The organism is Endozoicomonas sp. 2B-B (assembly GCF_053470045.1).
This window is the reverse complement of the sequence record NZ_JBLZMU010000001.1, coordinates 6,575,372-6,597,967: the sequence shown is the minus strand read 5'-3', so window position 1 is coordinate 6,597,967 and position 22,596 is coordinate 6,575,372. Positions and strand designations below refer to the sequence as shown.

23 protein-coding genes are annotated in these 22,596 nt (G+C 48.5%); 17 read left to right on the top strand and 6 right to left on the bottom strand.

Going from position 1 to position 22,596, the window contains the following annotated elements; genetic code table 11:
* Positions 1–159: 159 nt before the first annotated feature.
* Positions 160–1,239, bottom strand: a complete 1,080-nt coding sequence (locus ACOMHB_RS23510; RefSeq protein ID WP_448218668.1) for an IS91 family transposase — start codon at positions 1,237–1,239, stop codon at positions 160–162.
* A gap of 109 nt (positions 1,240–1,348) precedes the next feature.
* On the opposite strand from ACOMHB_RS23510, the gene ACOMHB_RS23505 reads away from it, so the two are divergent.
* The 11 genes from ACOMHB_RS23505 (at position 1,349) to ACOMHB_RS23455 (ending at position 11,824) form a co-directional block, all read left to right on the top strand.
* Complete coding sequence (locus ACOMHB_RS23505; protein WP_448218451.1) at positions 1,349–1,540, top strand: hypothetical protein; 192 nt, start codon at positions 1,349–1,351, stop codon at positions 1,538–1,540.
* Positions 1,537–4,455: an ankyrin repeat domain-containing protein gene (locus tag ACOMHB_RS23500; RefSeq protein WP_448218450.1), complete on the top strand. Its 2,919-nt coding sequence runs from the start codon at positions 1,537–1,539 to the stop codon at positions 4,453–4,455. The genes ACOMHB_RS23505 and ACOMHB_RS23500 overlap by 4 nt, the downstream gene beginning before the upstream one ends.
* A 198-nt stretch (positions 4,456–4,653) precedes the next feature.
* Positions 4,654–4,839, top strand: coding sequence for a hypothetical protein (locus ACOMHB_RS25765; protein WP_487247189.1), 186 nt, complete (start codon positions 4,654–4,656; stop codon positions 4,837–4,839).
* A 318-nt stretch (positions 4,840–5,157) separates the two neighbouring features.
* A complete protein-coding gene (locus ACOMHB_RS23490) occupies positions 5,158–5,418 on the top strand; it encodes a type II toxin-antitoxin system RelB/DinJ family antitoxin (RefSeq protein ID WP_422135541.1) in 261 nt (86 codons plus the stop codon).
* Complete coding sequence (locus tag ACOMHB_RS23485) at positions 5,418–5,690, top strand: type II toxin-antitoxin system YafQ family toxin (RefSeq protein ID WP_448218448.1); 273 nt, start codon at positions 5,418–5,420, stop codon at positions 5,688–5,690. Before ACOMHB_RS23490 ends, ACOMHB_RS23485 begins: the two co-directional genes overlap by 1 nt.
* A gap of 78 nt (positions 5,691–5,768) precedes the next feature.
* Positions 5,769–6,068, top strand: coding sequence for a hypothetical protein (locus ACOMHB_RS23480; RefSeq protein WP_448218447.1), 300 nt, complete (start codon positions 5,769–5,771; stop codon positions 6,066–6,068).
* A gap of 138 nt (positions 6,069–6,206) precedes the next feature.
* On the top strand, positions 6,207–7,274 hold the full coding sequence (locus tag ACOMHB_RS23475; protein WP_448218446.1) for a hypothetical protein: 1,068 nt from the start codon (positions 6,207–6,209) through the stop codon (positions 7,272–7,274).
* A gap of 681 nt (positions 7,275–7,955) precedes the next feature.
* Positions 7,956–9,674, top strand: a complete 1,719-nt coding sequence (locus ACOMHB_RS23470; protein ID WP_448218445.1) for an acetolactate synthase 3 large subunit — start codon at positions 7,956–7,958, stop codon at positions 9,672–9,674.
* Entirely contained in the window at positions 9,674–10,165 is a 492-nt protein-coding gene (gene ilvN / locus ACOMHB_RS23465) for an acetolactate synthase small subunit (protein ID WP_422135537.1), read from the top strand. The genes ACOMHB_RS23470 and ilvN overlap by 1 nt, the downstream gene beginning before the upstream one ends.
* Positions 10,166–10,289: 124 nt before the next feature.
* Complete coding sequence (locus ACOMHB_RS23460; protein WP_448218444.1) at positions 10,290–10,544, top strand: hypothetical protein; 255 nt, start codon at positions 10,290–10,292, stop codon at positions 10,542–10,544.
* Between the two features lie 86 nt (positions 10,545–10,630).
* Entirely contained in the window at positions 10,631–11,824 is a 1,194-nt protein-coding gene (locus ACOMHB_RS23455) for a hypothetical protein (protein ID WP_448218443.1), read from the top strand.
* A gap of 23 nt (positions 11,825–11,847) precedes the next feature.
* Here ACOMHB_RS23455 and ilvY read toward each other — a convergent pair whose 3' ends face one another.
* Positions 11,848–12,711, bottom strand: a complete 864-nt coding sequence (ilvY, locus tag ACOMHB_RS23450) for an HTH-type transcriptional activator IlvY (protein ID WP_422135534.1) — start codon at positions 12,709–12,711, stop codon at positions 11,848–11,850.
* Positions 12,712–12,896: 185 nt separating this feature from the next.
* On the opposite strand from ilvY, the gene ilvC reads away from it, so the two are divergent.
* From ilvC to ACOMHB_RS23435, 3 genes are all read left to right on the top strand, one after another.
* Positions 12,897–13,913 (top strand): ketol-acid reductoisomerase, encoded by a 1,017-nt coding sequence (ilvC, locus tag ACOMHB_RS23445; RefSeq protein WP_422135533.1) that lies wholly within the window; start codon positions 12,897–12,899, stop codon positions 13,911–13,913.
* 327 nt (positions 13,914–14,240) lie between these two features.
* A complete protein-coding gene (locus ACOMHB_RS23440; RefSeq protein WP_448218442.1) occupies positions 14,241–15,173 on the top strand; it encodes a DMT family transporter in 933 nt (310 codons plus the stop codon).
* A 90-nt stretch (positions 15,174–15,263) separates the two neighbouring features.
* Complete coding sequence (locus ACOMHB_RS23435; protein WP_422135531.1) at positions 15,264–16,172, top strand: DMT family transporter; 909 nt, start codon at positions 15,264–15,266, stop codon at positions 16,170–16,172.
* Between the two features lie 241 nt (positions 16,173–16,413).
* Here ACOMHB_RS23435 and ACOMHB_RS23430 read toward each other — a convergent pair whose 3' ends face one another.
* The 3 genes from ACOMHB_RS23430 to ACOMHB_RS23420 all read right to left on the bottom strand — a co-directional run bounded on the left by ACOMHB_RS23430 (position 16,414) and on the right by ACOMHB_RS23420 (position 18,058).
* On the bottom strand, positions 16,414–17,073 hold the full coding sequence (locus ACOMHB_RS23430) for a DUF2959 domain-containing protein (protein WP_448218441.1): 660 nt from the start codon (positions 17,071–17,073) through the stop codon (positions 16,414–16,416).
* Positions 17,074–17,077: 4 nt separating this feature from the next.
* Positions 17,078–17,278, bottom strand: coding sequence for a YqaE/Pmp3 family membrane protein (locus tag ACOMHB_RS23425; RefSeq protein WP_448218440.1), 201 nt, complete (start codon positions 17,276–17,278; stop codon positions 17,078–17,080).
* 69 nt (positions 17,279–17,347) lie between these two features.
* Positions 17,348–18,058: a phosphorylase family protein gene (locus ACOMHB_RS23420; protein WP_448218439.1), complete on the bottom strand. Its 711-nt coding sequence runs from the start codon at positions 18,056–18,058 to the stop codon at positions 17,348–17,350.
* A 222-nt stretch (positions 18,059–18,280) separates the two neighbouring features.
* Here ACOMHB_RS23420 and cuyB point away from each other — a divergent pair, with 222 nt between their 5' ends.
* The 3 genes from cuyB (at position 18,281) to pssA (ending at position 20,857) form a co-directional block, all read left to right on the top strand.
* Positions 18,281–18,982 (top strand): cysteate racemase, encoded by a 702-nt coding sequence (gene cuyB, locus ACOMHB_RS23415; protein WP_448218438.1) that lies wholly within the window; start codon positions 18,281–18,283, stop codon positions 18,980–18,982.
* Between the two features lie 43 nt (positions 18,983–19,025).
* On the top strand, positions 19,026–19,958 hold the full coding sequence (locus ACOMHB_RS23410) for a LysR substrate-binding domain-containing protein (RefSeq protein WP_448218437.1): 933 nt from the start codon (positions 19,026–19,028) through the stop codon (positions 19,956–19,958).
* A gap of 74 nt (positions 19,959–20,032) precedes the next feature.
* Complete coding sequence (pssA, locus tag ACOMHB_RS23405) at positions 20,033–20,857, top strand: CDP-diacylglycerol--serine O-phosphatidyltransferase (protein ID WP_422135526.1); 825 nt, start codon at positions 20,033–20,035, stop codon at positions 20,855–20,857.
* A 59-nt stretch (positions 20,858–20,916) separates the two neighbouring features.
* Here pssA and betA read toward each other — a convergent pair whose 3' ends face one another.
* Positions 20,917–22,587 (bottom strand): choline dehydrogenase, encoded by a 1,671-nt coding sequence (gene betA / locus ACOMHB_RS23400; RefSeq protein ID WP_448218436.1) that lies wholly within the window; start codon positions 22,585–22,587, stop codon positions 20,917–20,919.
* Positions 22,588–22,596 lie beyond the last annotated feature (9 nt).

Below are 22,596 nucleotides of genomic sequence, written 5' to 3'. Positions count from 1 at the left end.
CTTTTTCTCTGGCAGCCTTTATAGCTGATGCAGGTTGGTTTTGGCTTTTGTTATGAGCGCGTCCCTGCCCAAGCTATTAATTGAGCATTGTCGTAAAAATATGTATTCAGATTGTGCTGGCTCTCCCCTGTTGAGTGAATTTAAGCCCTTTTTTATCGGTCAGGTGAAACCTGTGAACCGGAATGCTATGACTTTCATATCGCAGCCACAGGTTCTGCAGGCGTGTTTTGGTCGGATGATAGGTTCCAGAGGTTTCAGCATGACTTGCAAGATCAGCTGAATCAGGTTAAGTCTGCGTTTAGCCCGACAGTGCAGGAATCCGTAGTCACGGACTCGTCTCAATCCTTTGGGCAGAACATGCTGTAAAACCAGCCAGAGAAAGCCTTCTCCTTTTATGGTTCGCTGCTCTTTTGCACCGGTTTTACTGTTCCGATAGATGAAAGTCACTTGTCCGTCATCATGACCTGTAATCTGCCGGTCAGCAATAACGCCCCGGTAGAGATATCTGGACAAGTATTTCAAAGCAGGTTCGCCTTTTCCGACGTGCTGACAATTCACCACCCAGAGTTCGGGCAGCGATTTTTTAAGCGTTGGTGTCAGTAAAGCCGCTTCATTCAGAGCTTTCAACAATCGTCCCCGGAAGACTCTGGCCAGGTTGTTACTGTTGAACAGGTAGTTACCCTTGAGCTTTCGCCATTCACGACGGCGGGTATTAATACCACCACCTGGAACTACAAAGTGCACATGAGGGTGGTAATCAAGTCGACGACTGTGGGTATGTAATACGCCGGTCATTCCGAGCTGCCCGTCCAGACTTTTGTGATTGCAGCCAAAGCTTTTCAGGGTTTCAGCTGCTTTCCTGAACAACAGGTCATAGACTTGACGCTGGTGTTGCCATGCGATTTGCCGCAATTGTGCAGGCAGAGTAAAAGTCACCATGAAATACTCAACAGGGAGCAGTTTTTGCCGCTGCCTTGCCAGCCACTCAGTGGTATCGGTATTCTGGCAGCGATTGCAGCTACGGTGACCGCAGGACATCGGACGTTGATCACGGCGCTGGCAGGCAGTGCATTCCAGCAGTGTCATTCCGGCAGCAGGTGTCCGGCAACTTCGGATGGATTTAAAGGCTTTCTGGTGGCCAGGCAGTAGTTTATGCCGGTACTTTTTCAAATCTGGCCGTAGTGATCGGCAATAACAGCGAGGGTCATGATTATTTTCCCCCAGCCCAAGGTCGTCCATCAGGTGGTTGATCATCCGGTGGCTGTTGATTTCCACGGTTTCTGTCGGGCGGGTATAAAACGCCGCCTTGCCTTCTGGTGGCGCCACCCCTTTGTTCATCGCAGTCGAGATGGGCGATGCCAACTGCGCGCAACTCCTGATCAACGCCGGGGCGAATGTCACTGCCGTCTTGTCAAATGGCGACACCCTGATGCCCATCGCAACCAGGCTGGGCTATATTGACTGCATGAACCTGCTGATCAATGCCGGGGCACTGTGGGGAGTAGAGGCGGTGGATGACCAGAATGCAGGGATAGAATGATTAAACACTCACTCTATGCAGCACCACTGTTGCTAATGGTATTGTCCGTCGTCTGTCAGGCTCAAGCGCTGACAAAACGTTTTGTTATCGAGCTTGAACAGAAAACAGGTTCTCCAAACCAGAACTTTTCTGTAACACCTGGCCTTCATACATTGTCGTGTATCATCTCAGACATTGCCCACACAAAAGGCTATGCAGGATCAGATTTATCGTCTGATGAGAAACAAGGCAGACTAAGCGGCTACGAGCTAAAAACAAAGGTCATTGAATCAATTCCGTGGCCATGGCTTTACGCCAATTATCTGCTGGTGAGTTACGAACTGATCCTGACCACCAGAAATACCCCACTGAGCTCCACCTCGCATTCATGGCTACCTGTAGAAATGGTTGTCGCTTTCGGTTCGCTTTTAAAAAGTTATTTGGATATGTACTCGCCGTCGTATAATACGATGAAACTAAAAGGGCTGCGTCAGGATCACCCGTTGGCAGCCATCATTACGGTGCCCGGCTCTGGCAATAACCAGCAACAACACCCGCCATCAGAGTCTTCTGGGCAGCAGGCTCAGGAAGCCACCGCCGATCCTACAGGCTCTTTCAGCAACTTCCTTTATTCTGATTCTGACTCTGCCGATGGTAGCGGAGGCTCACAGCAGCATCAGCATACTTTGGGTTTAGATTGTTTTGTCTCTCCCTGTCATGGCGTCTGTCAATTCCGACCATCATCCGATAGCAGTGAGTCTGCTGAATGGCCGATGAATTCCGCAGCAAATTCGACAGGCCACACAGCAGCAACGCCCGGACAAAGCTCATGCCCACATTTGGACAATGGACACTGCCCGGAGTGCGCAGGCCATGTGAATAACACAGATGTACTACTCATGGATGGCATTCCCCGCCCCGCCGTCTCCGTGGACACTGACTTACCGCCGGAGTCCGATCCCTGTCCTATTTGTATGATTCACTTCCATTACCGTGATGTAGCGCTTGTGGTCGTCAAAAGCCAATGTTGTGGCAAGCGCTTCGATCTGGACTGTATTACGAGGTGTTTTGTTCAACGCCCCATCGGCTCTCGCCGGTGTGCAATGTGCCGGCAAAATCCGATGCCTATGGTGAATGAGAACACCGGTGAATCTCACCCGGATAAATTTTTTCCCGATCCGGCGTTTTATCGTGGCTGTTTTGAGGGGGATTTGGATCAGGTGGAGAAGTCACTGGCAGAAGGAGTCAATGTCAATGCCGTTATGAATAATGGTCGTACTGCCTTGATGTTGGCATCCATCCGGGGGCACAGGGACGTCGTCGAATGCCTGATCAACGCCGGTGCGGATCTCAATGAGCGGACCATGAATGGCGCCACCCTGCTGATCATCGCTGCCAAGAGGGGCCATGCCGACATCGTGAAACTCCTGATCGAAGCCAAAGCGGATTTCAACGCCCGAAATAAAGATGGCACCTCCCCGCTGTACATCGCTGCCCAGGAAAATAACACTGACTGCGTAAAAATCCTGATCGAAGCCCGGGCGGATCTCAACGCCCGGCCTGACAATGGCGCCACCCCGCTGACCATCGCTGCCCAGTATGGCCATGGCGACATCGTGAAACTCCTGATTGAGGCCGGGGCTGATCTCAACGCCCGGAATAAGAATGGTTCCACCCCGCTGATCAATGCTGCCGGGAAGGGCTATACCGACATCGTGAAACTCCTGATCGAGGCCGAGGCTGATCTCAACGCCCGGAATAAGAATGGCACCACCGCACTGATCATTGCTGCCCAGAATGGCCATACCGACATCGTGAAACTCCTGATCGAGGCCAAAGTGGATCTCAACGCCCGGGCTAAGAATGGCGGCACCGCACTGTTCATCGCTGTCCAACAAAATAACACCGACTGTGTGAAAGTCCTGATTAACGCCGGGGCGGATCTCGACGCTGCCATGACGAATGGCACCACCCCGCTGATCATTGCTTCAGCCAAAGGCAATACCGACTGTGTGAAAGTCCTGATTAACGCCGGGGCGGATCTCGACGCTGCCATGACGAATGGCACCACCCCGCTGATCATTGCTTCAGCCAAAGGCAATACCGACTGTGTGAAAATCCTGATCGAAGCTGGAGCGGATCTCAACGCCCAGACTAACAATGGCACCACCCCGCTGTTCAAGGCTGCCCAGAATGGCCATGCCGACATCGTGAAACTCCTGATCGAAGCCAAAGCGGATTTCAACGCCCGAAACAAAGATGGCACCTCCGCGCTGTACATCGCTGCCCAGGAAAATAACACTGACTGTGTGAAAGTCCTGATTAACGCCGGGGTGGATATTGACGCTGCCACGTCGAATGGCGCGACCCCGCTGCTCATTGCTGCTGCGGAAGGCAATACCGACTGTGTGAAAATCTTGATCGAAGCCGGAGCGGATCTCAACGCCCGGAATAAGAATGGTTCCACCCCGCTGATCATTGCTGCCGGGAAGGGCTATACCGACATCGTGAAACTCCTGATCGAGGCCGGGGAAGATCTCAACGCCCGGAATAAAAATGGCACCACCCCACTGATCATTGCTGCCCAGAATGGCCATACCGACATCGTGAAACTCCTGATCGAGGCCAAAGTGGATCTCAACGCCTGGGGTAATAGTGGCGGCACCGCACTGTTCATCGCTGCCCAGGAAAATAACACTGACTGTGTGAAAGTCCTGATTAACGCCGGGGTGGATATTGACGCTGCCACGTCGAATGGCGCGACCCCGCTGCTCATTGCTGCTGCGGAAGGCAATACCGACTGTGTGAAAATCTTGATCGAAGCCGGAGCGGATCTCAACGCCCAGAATAACAATGGCATCACCCCGCTGTTCATGGCTGCCCAGAATGGTCATACCGACATCGTGAAACTCCTGACCGAGGCCGGTGCAAGGTAGGTAACAGAGGTTATGCACTTATGATACGAATTCAGGGTCATAGAGAAAGTGAAGTTGGATCACTTTCACCTCAGCACCACAGTTTATGCGGCAGGGCTGAATGTTTCTCCGGGGCAGTTGAGAGAACGGTTAACTGCATAACTTGCGTTATTTCCTTGATCTATCCTTCCTCTCTCTATGCCAAAATGCAGGGATAGAATGATTAAACACTCACTCTATGCAGCACCACTGTTGTTAATGGTATTGTCCGTCGTCTGTCAGGCTCAAGCGCTGACAAAACGTTTTGTTGTCGAGCTTGAACAGAGAATGTGTGACAGCCAAACGTCTTTGCTGGAAACAGGATTTTACCTGGCCGTCACGCAGGATCTCTTCATAGAGCTTTAGGTCACGGCCTCGCTGCTGTATGACACTGTCAGGGTGGGCTAGCAATGTCGTATAAGCTTTGGCCATGCGTATGCTATGGTCGGCCTTTGCGATTTCTCCGAGAGTTGCTTCCCTGCCATGATAGTATGCTTCGTGGTACGGTTGTTAATGATATTATACCGAGTGTGCAGTATATCCCTCAGCTTCGGACGCCGACCGAAGGGCGGTCGGGTGGCGAAGCCACGAATTGGAAGCGTTTGGTATGTTGCGTTTGCACTGTACCCCAAATGATCTTCAATGACACTGTACAGAACAATATGACGCATGGGGTACTTAAAAATGAGCAAAAGCGCAATGATCCGAGCCAGAATAGAGCCTGATGTGAAGGAACATGCAGAAGCGATATTCAGGAAACTGGGGCTGAACGCAACAGATGCAATCACCTTGTTTTATAAGCAAGTAGGTTTGTGCAATGGATTACCTTTTGATGTTCGTATACCTAATGAAGAAACCCTTAAAGCCTTTGACGACACAGAGAAAGGAGTAGGTTTAACGCACTACGAAAACGCTCAGGAAATGTACGATGACTTGGATATTTAATGATGCTAAAGCCAGTCAGTACGAATCAATTCAAAAGGGACGTTAAAAAAGCAAAGAAGCAGGGTAAAGATTGCTCAAAATTAAAGAAAGTCACAGATCAGCTCATAGAAGATAGACCACTTGCAGCGAGATACAAAGACCATTCCCTGACTGGTAACTATCGCGGCTATCGAGAATGTCACATAGAGCCAGACTGGTTATTAATCTATGCAGTGGTAGAAGATAAAATATTCTTTGAGCGTCTGGAGTCAGATTCTGAATTGTTTAGGTAGCAACATAACCCTATGTTAGGTGTCTTTGTACCAGTCTCTGCTACGCTGGTTACTCCATTCACAACGAGAGTAGTCCCGATGTCGTTAGAAGTCAGGATAGAGCAACTTGAGTCACATTTTGACTCACTGGATAGTGCAGTTCGTAGTCTCATTGAGATCACTGGTGATACACACCAAGAGATACTGGCAACAAGACGGGAGATGCGAGAGTACCAGCAGGAAAATCGGTTGCGCTTTGCACAGCATGACCGTGAACTCTCAGAAATTAAAACTGCCATTGGTGCGCTTACTCAAGCCACCTATGCAGGCTTTAAACGTAGCGACGAAAAAATAGATCAACTAGAATTACTCATCCGTCAACACCTCCCCAACAACTAACACGCCACCTAACAATAAAATCCAGTGGATTGCCCGTCGGCAACCACTGATTTAAGGGGTTATGCGGCTATACTGAGCCCGGCAAGTCAATCCTGATTATTTTTCATGGCTTGTTTGTAGTTGATCAGGGCATTTATTATGAAAACTTCTTGTCTCTATGTTTTATTACAAATTGTAATTATTAGCTCACAGGCAGTTACCTCATTGCTTGCTGATGAGTCTTATCAATCTGTTAATACAACCAAAGATGGAGTTACAAAATGTCCATCTTACTTTTCATTTAGTTTTGCTTGGGAAGTTGGGACGTTCAGTGATAATGTTTTTTTTGATTGTAAAAATCTAACGTGGTATCCCATGTATGGAGCATGTACCTATGCTACATGTATTATTCCACGCACACAGACAAAATGCGACATAGGTGTTGATGGATCTGAAATATCTGCGAATTGCCCGTCTGATTGTGTAGATGATTGTAAGTGTAAAATTGATTTTCTTTCATATGACGATTTTCTGCCTACGGATCCATGCGTCCCGTACGTTATTGACAAAAATTGCCCTGCATCTTTTTTATACGTCAGACATGAAAATTTGACTTGGATGTCCTGTCATGAGGGTTATGCGGTTGGCACTTTTACTAACCCAGAGAATAAAGAAGTTTGTGGAATGATTGTTGAATCTTGGGGAAGCAGAGGTTCGTTTGTGTGCCCATCTTGGGGTGAAGGCTATTGTAATTATGGTAGGGACTATAATGGGTTTCTTGGAATCTGTGTAACAAGCGATTCCCGGCCATTGTTACCTAATGACGGATCATGTGCCATTCCGCACTTTAAATGCAAAGGGTTATTATGGGACTTTTGTACAAAAGGCGATGGTGCTGGACAATGTACAAATATTTTTCTAGATATACCAGAAAAATGCACTGTCAGCATAAGTTCTGTTTGCGACACTGGTGCTGAAAGTTGCGGGATAATTAACTGTGAAGAGAGTGATTGTGTCGCCAGCTGGAATATGCCTAATAGACCGCAGTTTTACGACTTTCCGGAAGGGTGTATGGGCAAATCCATTAATTTTCCCTCTGATAATAATGAAATCATTATTCCTGCTGTAATTGGAAGTGTCGTTTTTGTTGGAACGGCGTCAGTCATCGGAGCAGCCTGCTATTTTTATCACCGATATAAACGACAAGGTTATCAGTCTGTTCATTGATCAGAACAAACAGGGGCAATGCCGCATCACAAATACTCCCAGTTCGTTCGTTTCGCTCACCCGCGCCTTTGGCGGCTCGACTTAACAGGAGGGACCTGACTTACGAATTCTGGCGATATACTTCGGGTCGTTCTGCTGACGATCACTATGAAAATGGGCATGGCCAGGTTCTCAGACTAAAAGATAAGAAGAAGTTGAGGTTGGACGTTCGCAGTCGTTCGAGTCTGGATGTTGAGCTAAAGCCAGAGGGTGAGTGACAGGGTGGTGATTATCCTGACTACTTATCTTTACCACTAAAATGTAAGCAATTTCCGTAATTCTGCTCTGTCGGGCTATTGACTCTGCTTCATTGAAGGTAAAGAATGTGTCCTCCTGGGACTACCTGATCAGGTGAACTCAGGGGTTTATGCGACAATCCGGGGGACTTATCCATTCCCTGATAAGAGCATTCCTTGGAATGCTGGCAGATGAGCCTTGCCGGGCGTCGTCTGTCAGATTCCTGACCCTACCCATACAGGAATGTTGAGGCCTTGAATACAGTGTGTACTGCTTTGTACGCTGTCAAAAAAGAGAGGCCGGAGTCCCTAACCGCTCAGGCAGCATGGGCTGTATATGAGCATTAGCTCAGCGGCGTCAAGCCGATTCATTTCTAATAATTAGTACTGCCGAGGGTAAGCAAACGTGGAGCTTTTATCCGGCGCGGACATGGTAGTCCGTTCATTGGCTGATGAAGGGGTAGAGTACATCTATGGGTATCCTGGTGGAGCCCTGTTGCACGTCTATGACGCGATTTTCAGACAAAAAGCAGTCACCCATATTCTGGTGCGCCACGAACAGGCGGCTACCCATATGGCTGACGGCTATGCGCGGGCTACAGGTAAGCCCGGAGTAGCACTGGTGACATCCGGGCCGGGGGCTACCAATACGATTACCGGTATTGCCACAGCCTACATGGACTCTATTCCCATGGTGGTGATTTCAGGTCAGGTGCCATCCACCTTTATCGGGACTGACATGTTTCAGGAAGTGGATATGGTAGGTATTTCCAGACCTATCGTTAAACACAGCTTCCTGGTGAAGAAAGCTGAAGATATTCCGGAGGTTATCCGCAAGGCGTTTCATCTCGCCCAGACCGGACGACCCGGTCCTGTGGTGGTTGATATTCCCAAGGACATCACCGACCTGACCAAAAAATACGAATACAAGTATCCGGAAAAGGTCAAAATCCGTTCTTACAACCCGCCCGCCAAGGGTCACAACGGGCAGATTCGCAAAGCGGTTGAACTGCTTATGAAGGCTCGCAGGCCGGTTATTTATGCCGGTGGTGGTGTGGTTCTGGGTCAGGCTTCAGAGCTGCTGACAGAAGTGGCCAGAAAGCTGGACGTACCAGTAACCAATACTTTGAATGGTCTGGGAAGTTTTCCGGGGTCTGATCGTCAGTTTGTCGGGATGCTGGGAATGCACGGCAGCTATTGTGCCAACAAAGCCATGCATGAGTCCGACCTGATTCTGGCGGTGGGTGCCCGTTTTGATGACCGGGTAACCAATAACACTGAAAAGTTCTGCCCGAATGCCAAGATCATCCATATCGATATTGATCCGGCCAGTATTTCCAAAAACGTTGTGGCTGACATCCCCATCGTGGGTCCGGTCGATGCTGTTCTGGAAAACATGCTTGCCCAGATAGACGAATATCAGGGCTCTCAGGACAGTGTTGCTCTTGCCGAATGGTGGGCAAGCGTTGATTCCTGGAGAGAAAAAGGTCTGTTCACTTATGAAAAAAGTGACGGCATTCTCAAGCCCCAGCAGGTCATTGAGTCCCTTTATCAAGTCACCAAAGGTGATGCCTTTGTGACCACCGACGTAGGTCAGCATCAGATGTTTGCTGCCCAGCATTATCGGTTTAACAAGCCAAATCGCTGGATCAGCTCCGGTGGTCTTGGCACCATGGGCTACGGCCTGCCAGCGGCCATGGGTATCAAACTGTCCTTCCCTGAAGAACAGGTTGCCTGTGTGACCGGTGAAGGCAGTATCCAGATGAATATTCAGGAACTGTCAACCTGCCTGCAATACGATTTACACCTGAAGGTGATCAATATCAATAATCAGGCACTGGGTATGGTACGACAGTGGCAGGATATGCAGTATGACAGCCGTTACTCTCACTCCTACATGGAGTCTCTGCCTGACTTCGTTAAACTGGCGGAGTCATACGGCCATGTGGGTATAAGAGTCACCCGCCCGGAGGAGCTGATGCCTGCGATGGAAAAAGCCTTCTCTCTGAAAGATCGTCTGGTATTCATGGATATTCAGGTAGATCCCGATGAGCATGTCTATCCGATGCAAATCAAGGATGGTGGCATGTGTGACCTCTGGCTCAGCAAGACGGAGAGAACCTGATGAGACGGATTATCTCTGTACTGGTAGAAAACGAACCGGGTGCTCTGTCACGCATTGTCGGGTTGTTTTCCCAGCGTAACTACAACATTGAAACCCTGACCGTTGCACCTACGGAAGATGCGACACTGTCTCGTCTGACAGTGACCACTTCCGGTAATCCACAGGTGATTGAACAGATTACCAAGCAGCTGAACAAGCTCATTGATGTGGTCAAGCTGGTGGATTTGACCGAAGGTCACCATGTTGAACGTGAGCTGATGCTGATCAAGGTTCGTGCAAGCGGTCCGCTGAGAGCTGAAGTGAAACGCACAGCGGATATCTTCAGAGGTCAGATAGTCGATGTCACCAGCTCGGTTTATACCATTCAGCTGGCCGGTACCCAAGAGAAACTGGATGGCTTCATTGCCGCCATCGGCCAGGCTCAGGTGCTGGAAGTGGTTCGTAGTGGTACTACGGGCATTGCCCGTGGCGAGAAAGTTTTGAGTTTGTAACCTTTCTTTTAACTCCTCTCATATTGATAGCTCTCCGGCTCTGACCGGAGAGACTTTCTCTTGTGAATGCTCCCCACCCTGTCGGGGCTGTCGCTTTAAAGATTTTTTCGGCTGTGCAGATCAGGTGACTCCTTACCTGCTGAGTCACCCCGACACAGGAAAGCAGATTCTTATATTTCATCATGGTGAGACCCTTGTCGCCTGGCATCTGGGTACACCCTTGTCATCCAAAAATAAGGTGGTTTCCAGGCGAGTAAAAAACAATCCATTTGAGCTGAACCTGACCGAAGCGTTTGACCTCGACACGACGAACTCAGCCGTTTATAACATCCCCCAGTCGGGATGGTCTGCTCAATTTCAGAGACTCTTTTTCAAGTAGCATTCTTGAACCGTATTCTTTAAACAGAAGTTGTTCTGTAATTATCTATACTGGATGGCATTCTAAATCATGCACTGGAAATATCGATGGCTGGATATCTGGTTGGACGGAAGAATATTTTAAAGGCATTCGTCGTATTTTTTGCGCTTTCCGGGCACACTCATCTTCAGGCCGGGATGAGGTTATACAAAGACACTATCGTGGGGCTGGCGATTCTGGCAGGAGTGACAATAGGAATATCGTATTATGTGTTCAGGGAAGATGAATTCATTTTTTATGTCAGTAAAAAACAGGTAGCTACGGGCCACCCTGCCCACCCTTTATTTATAGGCGTGGTAAATTATCAAACTAACCGTTGGATTGTTACCAGTAAGGTGATCGGTAATACAGAAGAACCAGAGTTCGTTAAGCTGTCTGATGTAGAGTACTGGGGGAATGGCCCTAAGGCAGTGATTGAGCAGAGACTGAATAGCCTGTTCAGTCATCTTGAAAAGGATTTTCAGAGATGGAAGAATCTCACTCAGGCCAAACCGGCAGGTGTGCCTTCTGGTTTTCTGCACTACTCATCCCTGATCGCCAGCAACTGTGAAGCCATAAATACTGGTAGCAGAACCTTCAAGGCATTCCATAAATCTGCAGACGATTATCTTGATAGCCGCGCAGTCTGTCAGAACTGGCTGGACCGCTTTATTGACTGGCATTCCTATTTTGCCGCTTACTACAATAGGTCAATCCCGGTGGTTCTGGTGCCCGACTGGCGAGAAGCAAAAGGAATTACCTCTGACGAATCGACACCAAGTACAGTGATTGGTGGTCATTTACAAAGCAGTGTCGCTTATCTATTTAATGCCAATTATGACTTTCGCATGTTGAGTTCTCTTTATGGCGACTCTGATCAGGAATTAATAGTGGTAACGGATCAACCCGGTTATAAACTGAAGAGGATTAGTTGGTGGCCGCCGCGGCAATACGACATCTTCCTGCCAGAACATCAGAAGCTTGTCTGGACTGAGCATGTACCTTGTGACTCAGTGACCGGGGGCTGTCGTTTCAAAAATTTTTCCTGGAGTGCAGGACAAGTGACTCCCTACCTTCTGAGTAACCATAATACAGGAAGCAAGATTCTTATATTTCATCACGGAGAGACCCTTGTAGCCTGGTGTCTGGGCAAGCCCTGGATTGCCGAAAATAAAGTGGTCATGAAGAAAGCAAAAAACAATCGATTTGAACTGGACCTGATGGAGGCTTTTGATCTGGACTCAGGCGGGACATCGAACTGATAGGGCTGTTCTCAGAAAATCGACTAAAGCAGCTCCCAGAAGGCCCGAATCAATGGACTTTTGAGTTTCTTGTCCAGCACACAGAGTCCCACATCATAAGCAGCCAGCCAGGGGGTGATATTCAGAATCTTAACCTTGTCAGACAGTGGGCTATTATCCAATACAATCTGCGGTACTACGCCGACTCCAAATCCCAGGCTGACCATGCTGACAATGGCTTCATTACCAGCGACCTGGGCATATATTTTTGGCTTGATGCCTTTGGCTGAAAACCAGTAATCAACCCGCTGTCGCCCAATACCTTTTTCTGACAGGATCATGGGCGTTCTGCTCCACTCTTCAACCGTCCCTGGGGTAGAAATTTCTCCCGAAGCAGGGCCTATGAAGACCAGCGGGGAAAGTCCGATGCTGTGAAACTGAATCTCCGAGGATAAATTATCCGGGCGGGCAGAAATGGCTATATCTTCTTTTCCAGAGGTGATCAGGTCAATGGCTGAGTCAGGGTCGCCGGTATGAAGCTTTATTTCAATGCTCGGATAGCGTTGTCGAAAGCGCTTGAGAATGTCATAAAGAAAGCTGTAGCTGGCGGTTACGGAGCAATATACACTGATCTCACCCTTCAACTCTTTCGATTCGGCTATCAATTCGTTGCGAATCGCTGACCACTGAATCAGGGTTTCCCGGGCATATCTTTCGAACTTAATGCCTTCTGCGGTAAGACTGACACTGCGATTGTCCCGTTCAAACAGGTATACTCCCAAATTATTTTCCAGATGCTGAATGCTTCGGCTCAGGGTAGATGGGCTGACATGACAGGCTGCACTGGCACGGCCGAAATGGAGCGTTTCAGCGAGACTCAGGAAATGCCTCAGTGGTTTCAGATCCATAATGATCGTTTTTCACCCTCACTTATGGCGGTTTTTCACCTTTGCTCAAGGCTGTTTCGTAATATGAAACGTTATATTGCAAATATATCATTTTACGAAATGATCTGTCTGCTTTAATCTCCAAATCAACGTTTTCAGCCCGGACAAGAAAAGATAATCCAGGGCGTTTTATTCAGGAGTCCATCATGAAAGTTTATTACGATAAAGACTGTGATCTTTCCCTCATCCGTGGTCAGAAAGTATCCATTATTGGCTATGGCTCTCAGGGTCATGCCCATGCCAATAACCTCAAGGACTCCGGGGTAGATGTCACCATTGGTCTGCGTAAGAGCTCCGCTTCTGTTGCCAAAGCCGAATCTGCAGGCCTAAAGGTAATGGACGTGGCTGCTGCAGTCGCCCAGGCTGACCTGGTCATGATCCTGACTCCGGATGAATTCCAGTCTCAGCTTTATAAGAGCGAAATTGAGCCTAACCTGAAGCAGGGTGCAACCCTGGCATTTGCTCACGGTTTCGCTATTCACTACAACCAGGTTGTTCCTCGCGCCGATCTGGACGTTGTCATGATTGCCCCTAAAGCACCGGGTCACACTGTGCGTTCCGAGTTTGTTAAAGGCGGCGGTATCCCTGATCTGGTTGCTATCTATCAGGATGCTTCCGGAAAGGCTAAAGATCTGGCCCTGTCGTACGCCTGTGGTGTAGGTGGTGGTCGTACCGGTATCATCGAAACTACTTTCAAAGATGAAACCGAAACCGATCTGTTTGGTGAGCAGGCTGTGTTGTGTGGTGGTGCGGTAGAGCTGGTTAAGGCCGGTTTCGAAACACTGACCGAAGCAGGTTATGCTCCTGAAATGGCTTACTTTGAATGTCTGCATGAGCTGAAGCTGATTGTCGACCTGATGTACGAAGGCGGGATCGCCAACATGAACTACTCCATCTCCAACAATGCCGAGTATGGTGAGTATGTAACCGGCCCAAGAGTCATCAACGATGAATCTCGTAAGGCTATGCGTGAAGCCCTGAAAGACATCCAGAACGGTGAGTACGCCAAGAAATTCATCACTGAAGGTGCAATGAACTATCCGTCCATGACTGCTTATCGTCGTAACAATGCTGCTCACCCAATCGAAAAGACCGGTGCCAAGCTGCGTGAAATGATGCCCTGGATCACCGAGAATCAGCTGGTTGATAAAGATAAGAACTGATTGTTAAAAACAACTTTTCAAAAAAGGCGCCTTGTGCGCCTTTTTTAGTTTAAAAAGCACAAGATTTTTCTGATTGATGACGCTGTTCGTAAACTAGTTTACCTTGCGACTATGGAAGCTCCCGGGAAACGAACAATGCCTGCCAGGCATAGGAAGCCAGCCATAAATCGATTCATGATCGAATTTTGAATAATGGCTAACAGATGATGATTATTTTGGGCAGAGATACAGTTAAAGCTCTAGTCTCTTTATTTCCGGAGCGCATTTTACAATAGTTGCGATGGTTGTGAATTAAGAGACAGTCGGCAAATTTTCTGGAGCGGTACCTTGAGAAAAAAAATTGCCCATTTGAAGACCCAACCTAACATTGTGGCAATACTGGGGTTGGTCTTAGCGACACTCTGTTGGGGGGGCAACCTGGTTGCGGGCCGGATTAGTGTGGGAGATATCCCTCCCGTCGCGCTGTCATTCTGGCGGTGGGTTCTGACTCTTCTGATCCTGTTTTCGTTTACCGGAAAGCAACTGATTCAGCAGAGAAAGCTGATTTTTCAGAGTCGTTATCAATTACTGATCCTGGGATTCTTCAGCATTACCTGCTTTAACACATTGCTTTATATCGCAGCTCAATCCACACAGGCGGTAAACCTGGGCCTGATACAAATAGCACTGCCCGTGATTACTATGATTCTCGCTATTCCTCTGTTGAAGACTTTTCCTAAAAAAAGGCAGTTGTTTGGTATGGGAATGGCTATTCCGGGACTGTTGACGATTTTCAGTAAGGGAGAATGGTCATCGATGGCCAGCCTGAACTTTGGCAGGGGAGATTTAATCATGCTTTTCGCTACCTGTTGCTGGGGCTCATATACGGTTTTGCTCAAGCGTTTTGAATTGCCTTTGTCCGGGGCTCATCTGTTGACCATAATGGTCGGGATTGGGGTGGTGATCCTCTTGCCTTTTTACCTCTGGGAGCTATCGATGAAAGGTGGCTTTACCGTGAGTCCGAAAGCACTTTTTCTGATCAGTTACTCAGTTCTTTTTGCTTCATTGGTCGCCTATATGTCATGGAATTTCGGCGTGTCTTTACTCGGGGCAAATAATGCGGCTATGTTCAACTTCCTGATCCCTGTGTTTTCAGCCATGTTCGCTATTCCCATCCTTGGAGAGACGCTTTACCAGTACCACCTGATAGGGGCAGGGTTGATCTTTACAGGATTGTGGATAACCAACAGGAAATATTCTTCAACAGACAGTCCGGGTTAGACTCCCTATGTGAATAGATAAGGGCTTAAGCCATTGCCAATGATTCAAGAGGTTTAAAAGATCACAGACATATTTTTTTGGAGCAGTAACTTGAGAGAAAAAATCGTCCATTTGATTGCTCATTCTAACATTCTGGCAATACTGGCGGTGGTGTTAGCGACTCTCTGTTGGGCGGGAGAGAATCTTGTTGCAAACCAGATGAGTGTAGAAGGCATTCCTCCCATCGCATTGTCATTCTGGCGGTGGACTCTGGCTTTTCTGATCCTGTTTTCGTTTACCGGCAAGAAACTGATTCAACAGAGAAAGGTAATCTTTCAAGGTCGCTATCAACTGCTGGTCCTGGGGTTCCTCGGCATTTTCTGCGCTAACACACTGCTTTACATCGCTGCTGAATCCACACAGGCAGTGACTTTGGCCTTGATTGAGATGATTCTGCCCGTCATTACAATGATCCTGGCGGTTCCTCTGCTGCATGTTTTTCCTAAAAAAAGGCAGCTTTTCGGTATGGGAATGGCAATTCCCGGACTACTCACGATTTTAAGTAAAGGAGAGTGGTCAATGCTGGTCAGTCTTGATTTTGGCAGAGGAGACATGATCATGTTTCTTGCTATGTGCTGCTGGGGTCTTTATACCGTTTTGCTCAAGCGTTTTGAACTGCCTTTATCCGAGGCTCAGCTGCTAACCACACTAATCGGAATTGGGGCGATGTTCCTTTTGCCCTTCTATCTCTGGGAGCCTGCATCTGAGCGCAGCTTCTCCATTAGCCAGGATGCACTTTATGTAATCATTTACGAGGTTTTGTTTGCTACTCTGGTCGCCTTTCTTTTCTGGAACTTCGGCGTGTCTGTGCTGGGACCAAGCACTGCAGCCATGTTTCACTTTTTGATACCCGTGTTTTCAGCTATGCTCGCTATTCCCATTCTTGGGCAGACGCTTTATCAGTTCCACCTGATAGGGGCAGGATTGATCTTTATGGGGTTGTGGATAAGCAGTAGGTAATACCAATCGAACTTTCTAACTCCCTATTGCGCTGAAGATTTGAGCCTTAATCCTGCGTTGGCGATCGTCGCCATAGCTAAGGCTATGACTCCTCACGCCGCCTTGTCTTAAGGCTCAAATCTCCATGCTCATCACGGGAGTTAGAAAGCACGATTGGTATAATATTCTTCAACAGACAGTCCGGGTTAGACTCCCGAGCAATCTTTCCCCACCCAAAGTGAAGCAAGATTGCTTCGATCACTCATGACTGTTGCAAGGTGGCAACGAACTTGCGTGACTCATCAATGGAGCGCTGCATATCTCTTAGCAGGCGATCAATGTCCAGCTTAATGGCACCAAATTCACCCTTGAGTGCCGCAATAGCCCGTGCATTGAGGTTGTGTTTCAGATACAAAACCTGATCCCGGAAGGCATTCAGAACCGGTTGCATGCGCTTTTCTGATTGTTCCATGCTGGCCAGCATTTTTTTGTACTGATGACGGGTTTCATTCAGCTGCAGTTGACTGGCACGACGAAGACTGCCGCTGGAATAGAGTTCCAGCTCTGCTTCCCACTCTTCAAAGAGTGCATCCGAGACATCTTTAACGTCCCGGATGCGCTTACGAACCTTATCTGCAGAAGCTTCGCTGTCCTCGAACTCAGCATTAAGCTGATCATAAAGCGCCTCCAGATCACCACCATTAAAATTGACGACGCTGCGAAACTGTTCCAACGCTGAGCTGAATTGCTCTTGAGCTTCTTCCTGAGCGGCCTGAGAGCTCTTGATGCGGTCCACCAAAATCTCGCGCTTGTAAACGCCTACCTTTTCCATGGCGCTGTAATAAGTACTCTGGCAGCCTGTCAGAAAGACCGACAAAATAAGCAGCAGGACGGGTATTCCTGCCCGGAATGCTGAGAACATAGCGCTAATCTTCCTGATTTTTAATGGCGTCAATGACTTTCTGGTTGCGCTTGTCTGCCAGGTGACTGTTAACAACAAACAGGGCATGAATGATTCCGGGAATCCAACCCAGCAGGGTCAGAATAATATTAAGGATCATCTGACCCGGCTTGCCACATAAAAGAACGGCTATCGGTGGCAAAAGTATTGCCAGAAAATAACGCATAACGTCTCCCTGAGTGTGTTTTGGTTGCAGCCAGAATATGCGAAACCAACTGGCCAGGTACTTAGTAGTTTATTGCTGAGCAAGAAGATCAAGCAGTCTCAGCACTTCTTCCTGAAGATTTCTGGAGGCCAGGGCCAGGTTGGAAGCGAATTCTTCTGCTGTGCCATGCTTACTGTCCATCAGGTCTGTCACCGATTTTACCGCAACCACTGGCGTCTGGTAATGGGAAGCTACCCAGGCAATGGCTGCGGCTTCCATCTCTTTGTTGACCATAGGTTCCTGACGCAGAATGGCTTCATCGGTCGGACTCATATCGAGAGAGTTGCCGGTGCAGACAACAGAGGTGGGCAAATCCAGTTTTCGGGCCAGATCCACTGCCACTTGGCACTGAAAATTACCGTCGCCGTAGGCTTCGTAATGTTCGCCCATGGGGATACGACGGTCAAAGAAACGAATACGCTCGCCAATATAAACGTCACCAACTTTACAGCCCTTGTCGGAAAAACCTCCACAGGTTCCGGCATTGATGACCAGGTCCGGTGACAAGAGGCGAAGTGCTTCGTATGCCGCCAGGGTTGCTGGCTGGGTACCGACATTTTCTACACCGTGAACTGAGTCGGAACCGTTGGTAATCAGATTGATGTTCAGATTCTTATACTCACCCGCAAAGGTTTTGCAGGGTAGCAGGGGATTTATGTCGTCTGTTTCGGCCAGGCCCAGTTTCTCAATGAGTGGCGCTGCTTCCTGTTTCATGGCCACAACCATTGTAATTCTTTTCATAGCTATCAATTTGGTTGGTAATGAAATTCTATAGTTTCCTGTTATAAGAAGTTAATTCCAATAAGTAAAACCTTATATTTTTATCTGCCTTTCTCCCCATGCCATTTCGGCATTAATCCTTCGCTTTAGGCATTTCACAAGCTCCCTGGGAGTCGTAATTATATGACCATAGTTTCTAGTGATATTGCTAATCTTGCAGTCACCAATTAAACGGAGTATGTCGTGTTAGGAGTACTGGGCGGAATGGGGCCTCTGGCTACCGTAGACTTTATGCAGAAAATCATTGCTTTGACACAAGCCAGTAAGGATCAGGAGCACCTGCCCATGCTGGTGCATAATGTCCCTCAGATTCCAGATCGCAGTGCCTGCATTCTTGAAGGTTGCGAGGACCCTTTTCCGGCCTTGCTGAGAGGTTTGAGAAGTCTTGAGCGAGGCGGTGCCCAGTGTGCAGTGATTCCCTGTAATACTGCACATTTCTGGTTTGATAAGCTGCAAAAACAGGCTCGGATTCCAATGATCAGTATCCTGAGTTGTGTTGAACAACATATCCGACGAAATAATCTGCGCAAAATAGGTGTTATGGCGACCAGCGCTACGGTTTCAGCCATAATGTACCAACGGCAGATAGAGAACGATGGTCGTGAATGTCTGATACCTGATCAGGGAATGCAAACGCTGATGATGGATGCCATCTACGATATTAAGGCAGGGCGTCTGGAGCAGGGCAGTCAGTGTATGAAAATGGTTTTTGATGATCTGGTTAGTCAGGGCGCTGAAGCGGTTATTCTGGGCTGCACAGAAATTCCTGTAGGTCTTGCCGACGTTATGAAAACAAATCCCGGACAGTACATTGATGCAACAGCGCTGTTAGCCGGAGCCTGTGTTGGCTGGTACAGTCAGCAGGAAGAGAAAGAAGCTGCTTGAGGAGCGGGGGTAAGTTGAACTGAAGTCTGGGAGTCGTGCTTGAATGAATCTGGAAACCAAGTGGCTGGAAGATTTTCTGGCATTGGCCGAGCTGAGAAATTTTTCCCGTGCTGCTGATTTTCGAAACATCACACAACCTGCTTTTGGTCGAAGAGTTCGTTCTCTGGAACAGACGGTCGGTTTTGAGCTGGTAGACAGGGGAACGGTTCCCATCAAACTGACTCCGGAAGGGCGTTTGTTCAGAACAACGGCCAGGAACCTGCTTCGTCAAATGGAAGAGGGTCTGGGTCAGTTACAGGGTGTCGTCTCCGGGCAGGCCATTGACTTTGCTGCAGCTCATTCCCTGTCGGTGACTTTGTTACCGGAATTGATTCAGCAGGTGAGTGAAGATGAGCAATTACTGCAAACCAGAGTAGAAAGCATTGATGTTGATCTCGCGGTAGAGGCGCTGCAGGAAGGTAATTGTGATTTTCTCCTGGCGTTCAATGTTGACGCTTTAATGCAGCCGCCCTTTGAATATCTGAAACTGGGGATGACGCGTCTTTTGCCCGTTTGTCTGCCTGATGCTCAGGGAAAACCAATGTTTTCTGATAGTGATCCTGACACTGTACCCTTACTCCGATATAGCCCCAATGCTTTTATGGGGCGCAAGGTCAATAGTCTGTTGAGTGCATCGGACGTTCCCGTACTCTTTCAGACGGTAATGGAGTCTTCCCTGACCAACCTGCTCAAGGAAATGGCTCTTAAAGGCAAAGGGGTTGCCTGGTTACCGGATTATTCCGTACAGGATGAGCTGAAGTCTGGTCAGCTGGTTCCCTATTCTGAAAGAGCTGACTGGACGGGCTCTATAGAAATTCTGCTTTACCGAAACACAGTTCGGCTGCATGCCAGAGCTGAAAGGTTATGGACTGAGTTGAGCCAGCGTTGTGAGTCAGGATGGCAACTGATGGAAGTCTATTCCCTGTCAGGCTCCTAGCGGTTATGCAGTATCCATACCTTTCATGATAGAGTGTGTTTTTTTCACCTTTATGTCGATGAGCAGATGCTGAAATGAGCGATAAACCGAAACGACCCGAAAATGAACAAGATGCAGTGGACGGTCTGTTTCCCGTCGATGAGCACTTTGAAGAGGTGGTCGAAGGTGGGGAGACAGTTCGCCACAGAGGCATTTATATACTGCCTAACCTGTTTACAACAGGTAATCTGTTCTGTGGCTTTTACGCCATTATCAGTGCCCAGGCGGGTTTTTTTACCCAGGCTTGTATTTCAGTCTTTGTTGCTATGATTCTGGATGGCCTCGATGGTCGTGTTGCCCGGATGACCAACACCCAGAGCAAGTTCGGTGCGGAGTACGACAGTCTGGCAGATATGGTGACCTTTGGTGTAACGCCTGCCATGGTCGCCTACAGTTGGGCCCTGAATGATCTGGGTAAAGTGGGCTGGATGGTTGCCTTCATTTATGCAGCCTGTGCTGCTTTGCGTCTGGCCCGTTTCAATACTCAGCTGGAAGTAACAGATAGCCGCTATTTCACCGGTCTGGCCAGCCCCGCTGCAGCAGCACTGGTCATTGGTATGGTATGGGCGCTGAGTGATTTTGGTATCGACGGCAACATGATGGGTATTGCATTGCTGGGCGCTCTGATTACAGGTCTGGCTGGTGTGCTGATGGTCAGTAATTTTCAGTACAACAGTTTCAAGAAACTGGACCTGAAAGGACGGGTGCCTTTCATTTTTATGATTGTCATGGTTTTGGCTTTTGCCGTCGTCTTTACCGATCCACCCAGAGTGCTGATGCTGATTTTTCTGAGTTATGCCTGCTCCGGACCCATTATGTTCCTGGTAGGAAAAACCAGAAAACAAACGGCTCCTGAATGACTCAAGAGCCACGCGGTTTTACTCTGGTTCCCATCCTGCAGAGTGTGGCTACAAGTTGATCAGCGCACAGTGGTTCCTTTTCTCTGTCTCTCCTGCCATTGAGTATCCAAATCGACTCGGGCAGAAGACGGAGGCAAGATATCTGCCTCCCGGATGAGGTCTGCCGCCCTCTCTGCCACCATGATCGTAGGGGCATTCAGATTGCCATTGGGAATGGTTGGGAAGATGGAGGAGTCCACTACTCTCAGTCCTTCCAGTCCTATAACTCTTGTCTTTGGATCGACCACAGACATGTTATCCGTTCCCATCTTGCAGGAGCAGGATGGATGATAGGCACTTTCAACGGATTCCCGAACAAAGGCATCAATCTGTTCATCGGTTTGAATGCTTTCTCCCGGCTGTATTTCTGAGTCACGGTATTCATCGAACGCCGGTTGGTTGATGATTTCCCGGGTCAGACGAACGCATTGTCTGAAGCCTTCCCGGTCTTCTTCGTGGGACAGATAGTTGAACCGAATACCGGGGTGAACATCTGGATTGGCTGACACCGCTCTCACCCAGCCACGGCTTTTGGGTTTGTTGTGGCCGATATGAACCTGGAAACCATGCCCGTCAAAAGCACTCCTGCCATCATAGCGCATTGCCGCTGGCAGGAAGTGGTATTGCATATCAGGCCATTCAACGCCTGCTTTTGAACGGATAAAACCACAAGATTCAAAATGATTGGTCGCACCCAGCCCGTCTCTCATGAACAACCAGCGAGCACCAATGAATAATTTACTGAGCGGGTCGAGTTTGCCGTTGAGAGTAATGGGCTTTTTGCAGCGAAACTGAAAGTAGAATTCCAGATGATCCTGCAAATTTTCACCTACACCAGGCAATTCGTGTTGAACTGCTATATCTGCGTCTTCTAATACCTTGCGAGGGCCTATTCCTGATAATTGAAGAATATGAGGTGAGCCAATAGAGCCTGCCGAAAGAATGATTTCTTTAGTGACCTGCACTTTTTTGATGAGACCTTTATGTTTATATTCGACGCCTGTAGCCTTTTTGCCTTCCAGCAGGACACGCTGAACCTGGGCATGGGTAACCACCGTTAAATGACTTCGTTTCATTGCCGGGCGAAGATAGGCGTTGGCAGTGGACCAGCGTATACCGTTCTTAACAGTCATGTGCATGGCTCCAAAACCTTCCTGTCGAGCACCGTTGCAGTCAGTGGTTTCCAGGTAGCCTGCTTCTACCCCGGCCTTTATAAAGGTGGAGTAGAGAGGGTTTTTCATTTCATTACCATTATTGACCGCTAATGGACCACTGCCTCCCCGATAGTCATCGGCACCGAAAGCCCAGGTTTCTGCTTTACGAAAATAGGGCAGGCAGTGGCGGTAATCCCAGTTGGTAGCTCCGTGCTGATGCCATTCATCAAAGTCTTTAGCATGGCCCCGAACATAGACCATGCCATTGATGGAAGAGGAACCACCCAGCACCTTACCCCGGGGGCAGTGCATACGACGGTTGTCGAGAAAGGGTTCAGGCCGGGTTATAAACTGCCAGGCATACTTTTCGGTATTCATGGGAATGGACAGAGCCGCAGGCATTCGAATAACGATGCTCTTGTCACTGCCACCGGTTTCAATTAGCAGAACACGACTTTTGCCGTCTTCTGTCAGGCGATTGGCCAGAACGCATCCGGCAGAACCGGCTCCGACTATGACATAGTCATATTTTGTCATGCTCGTGCA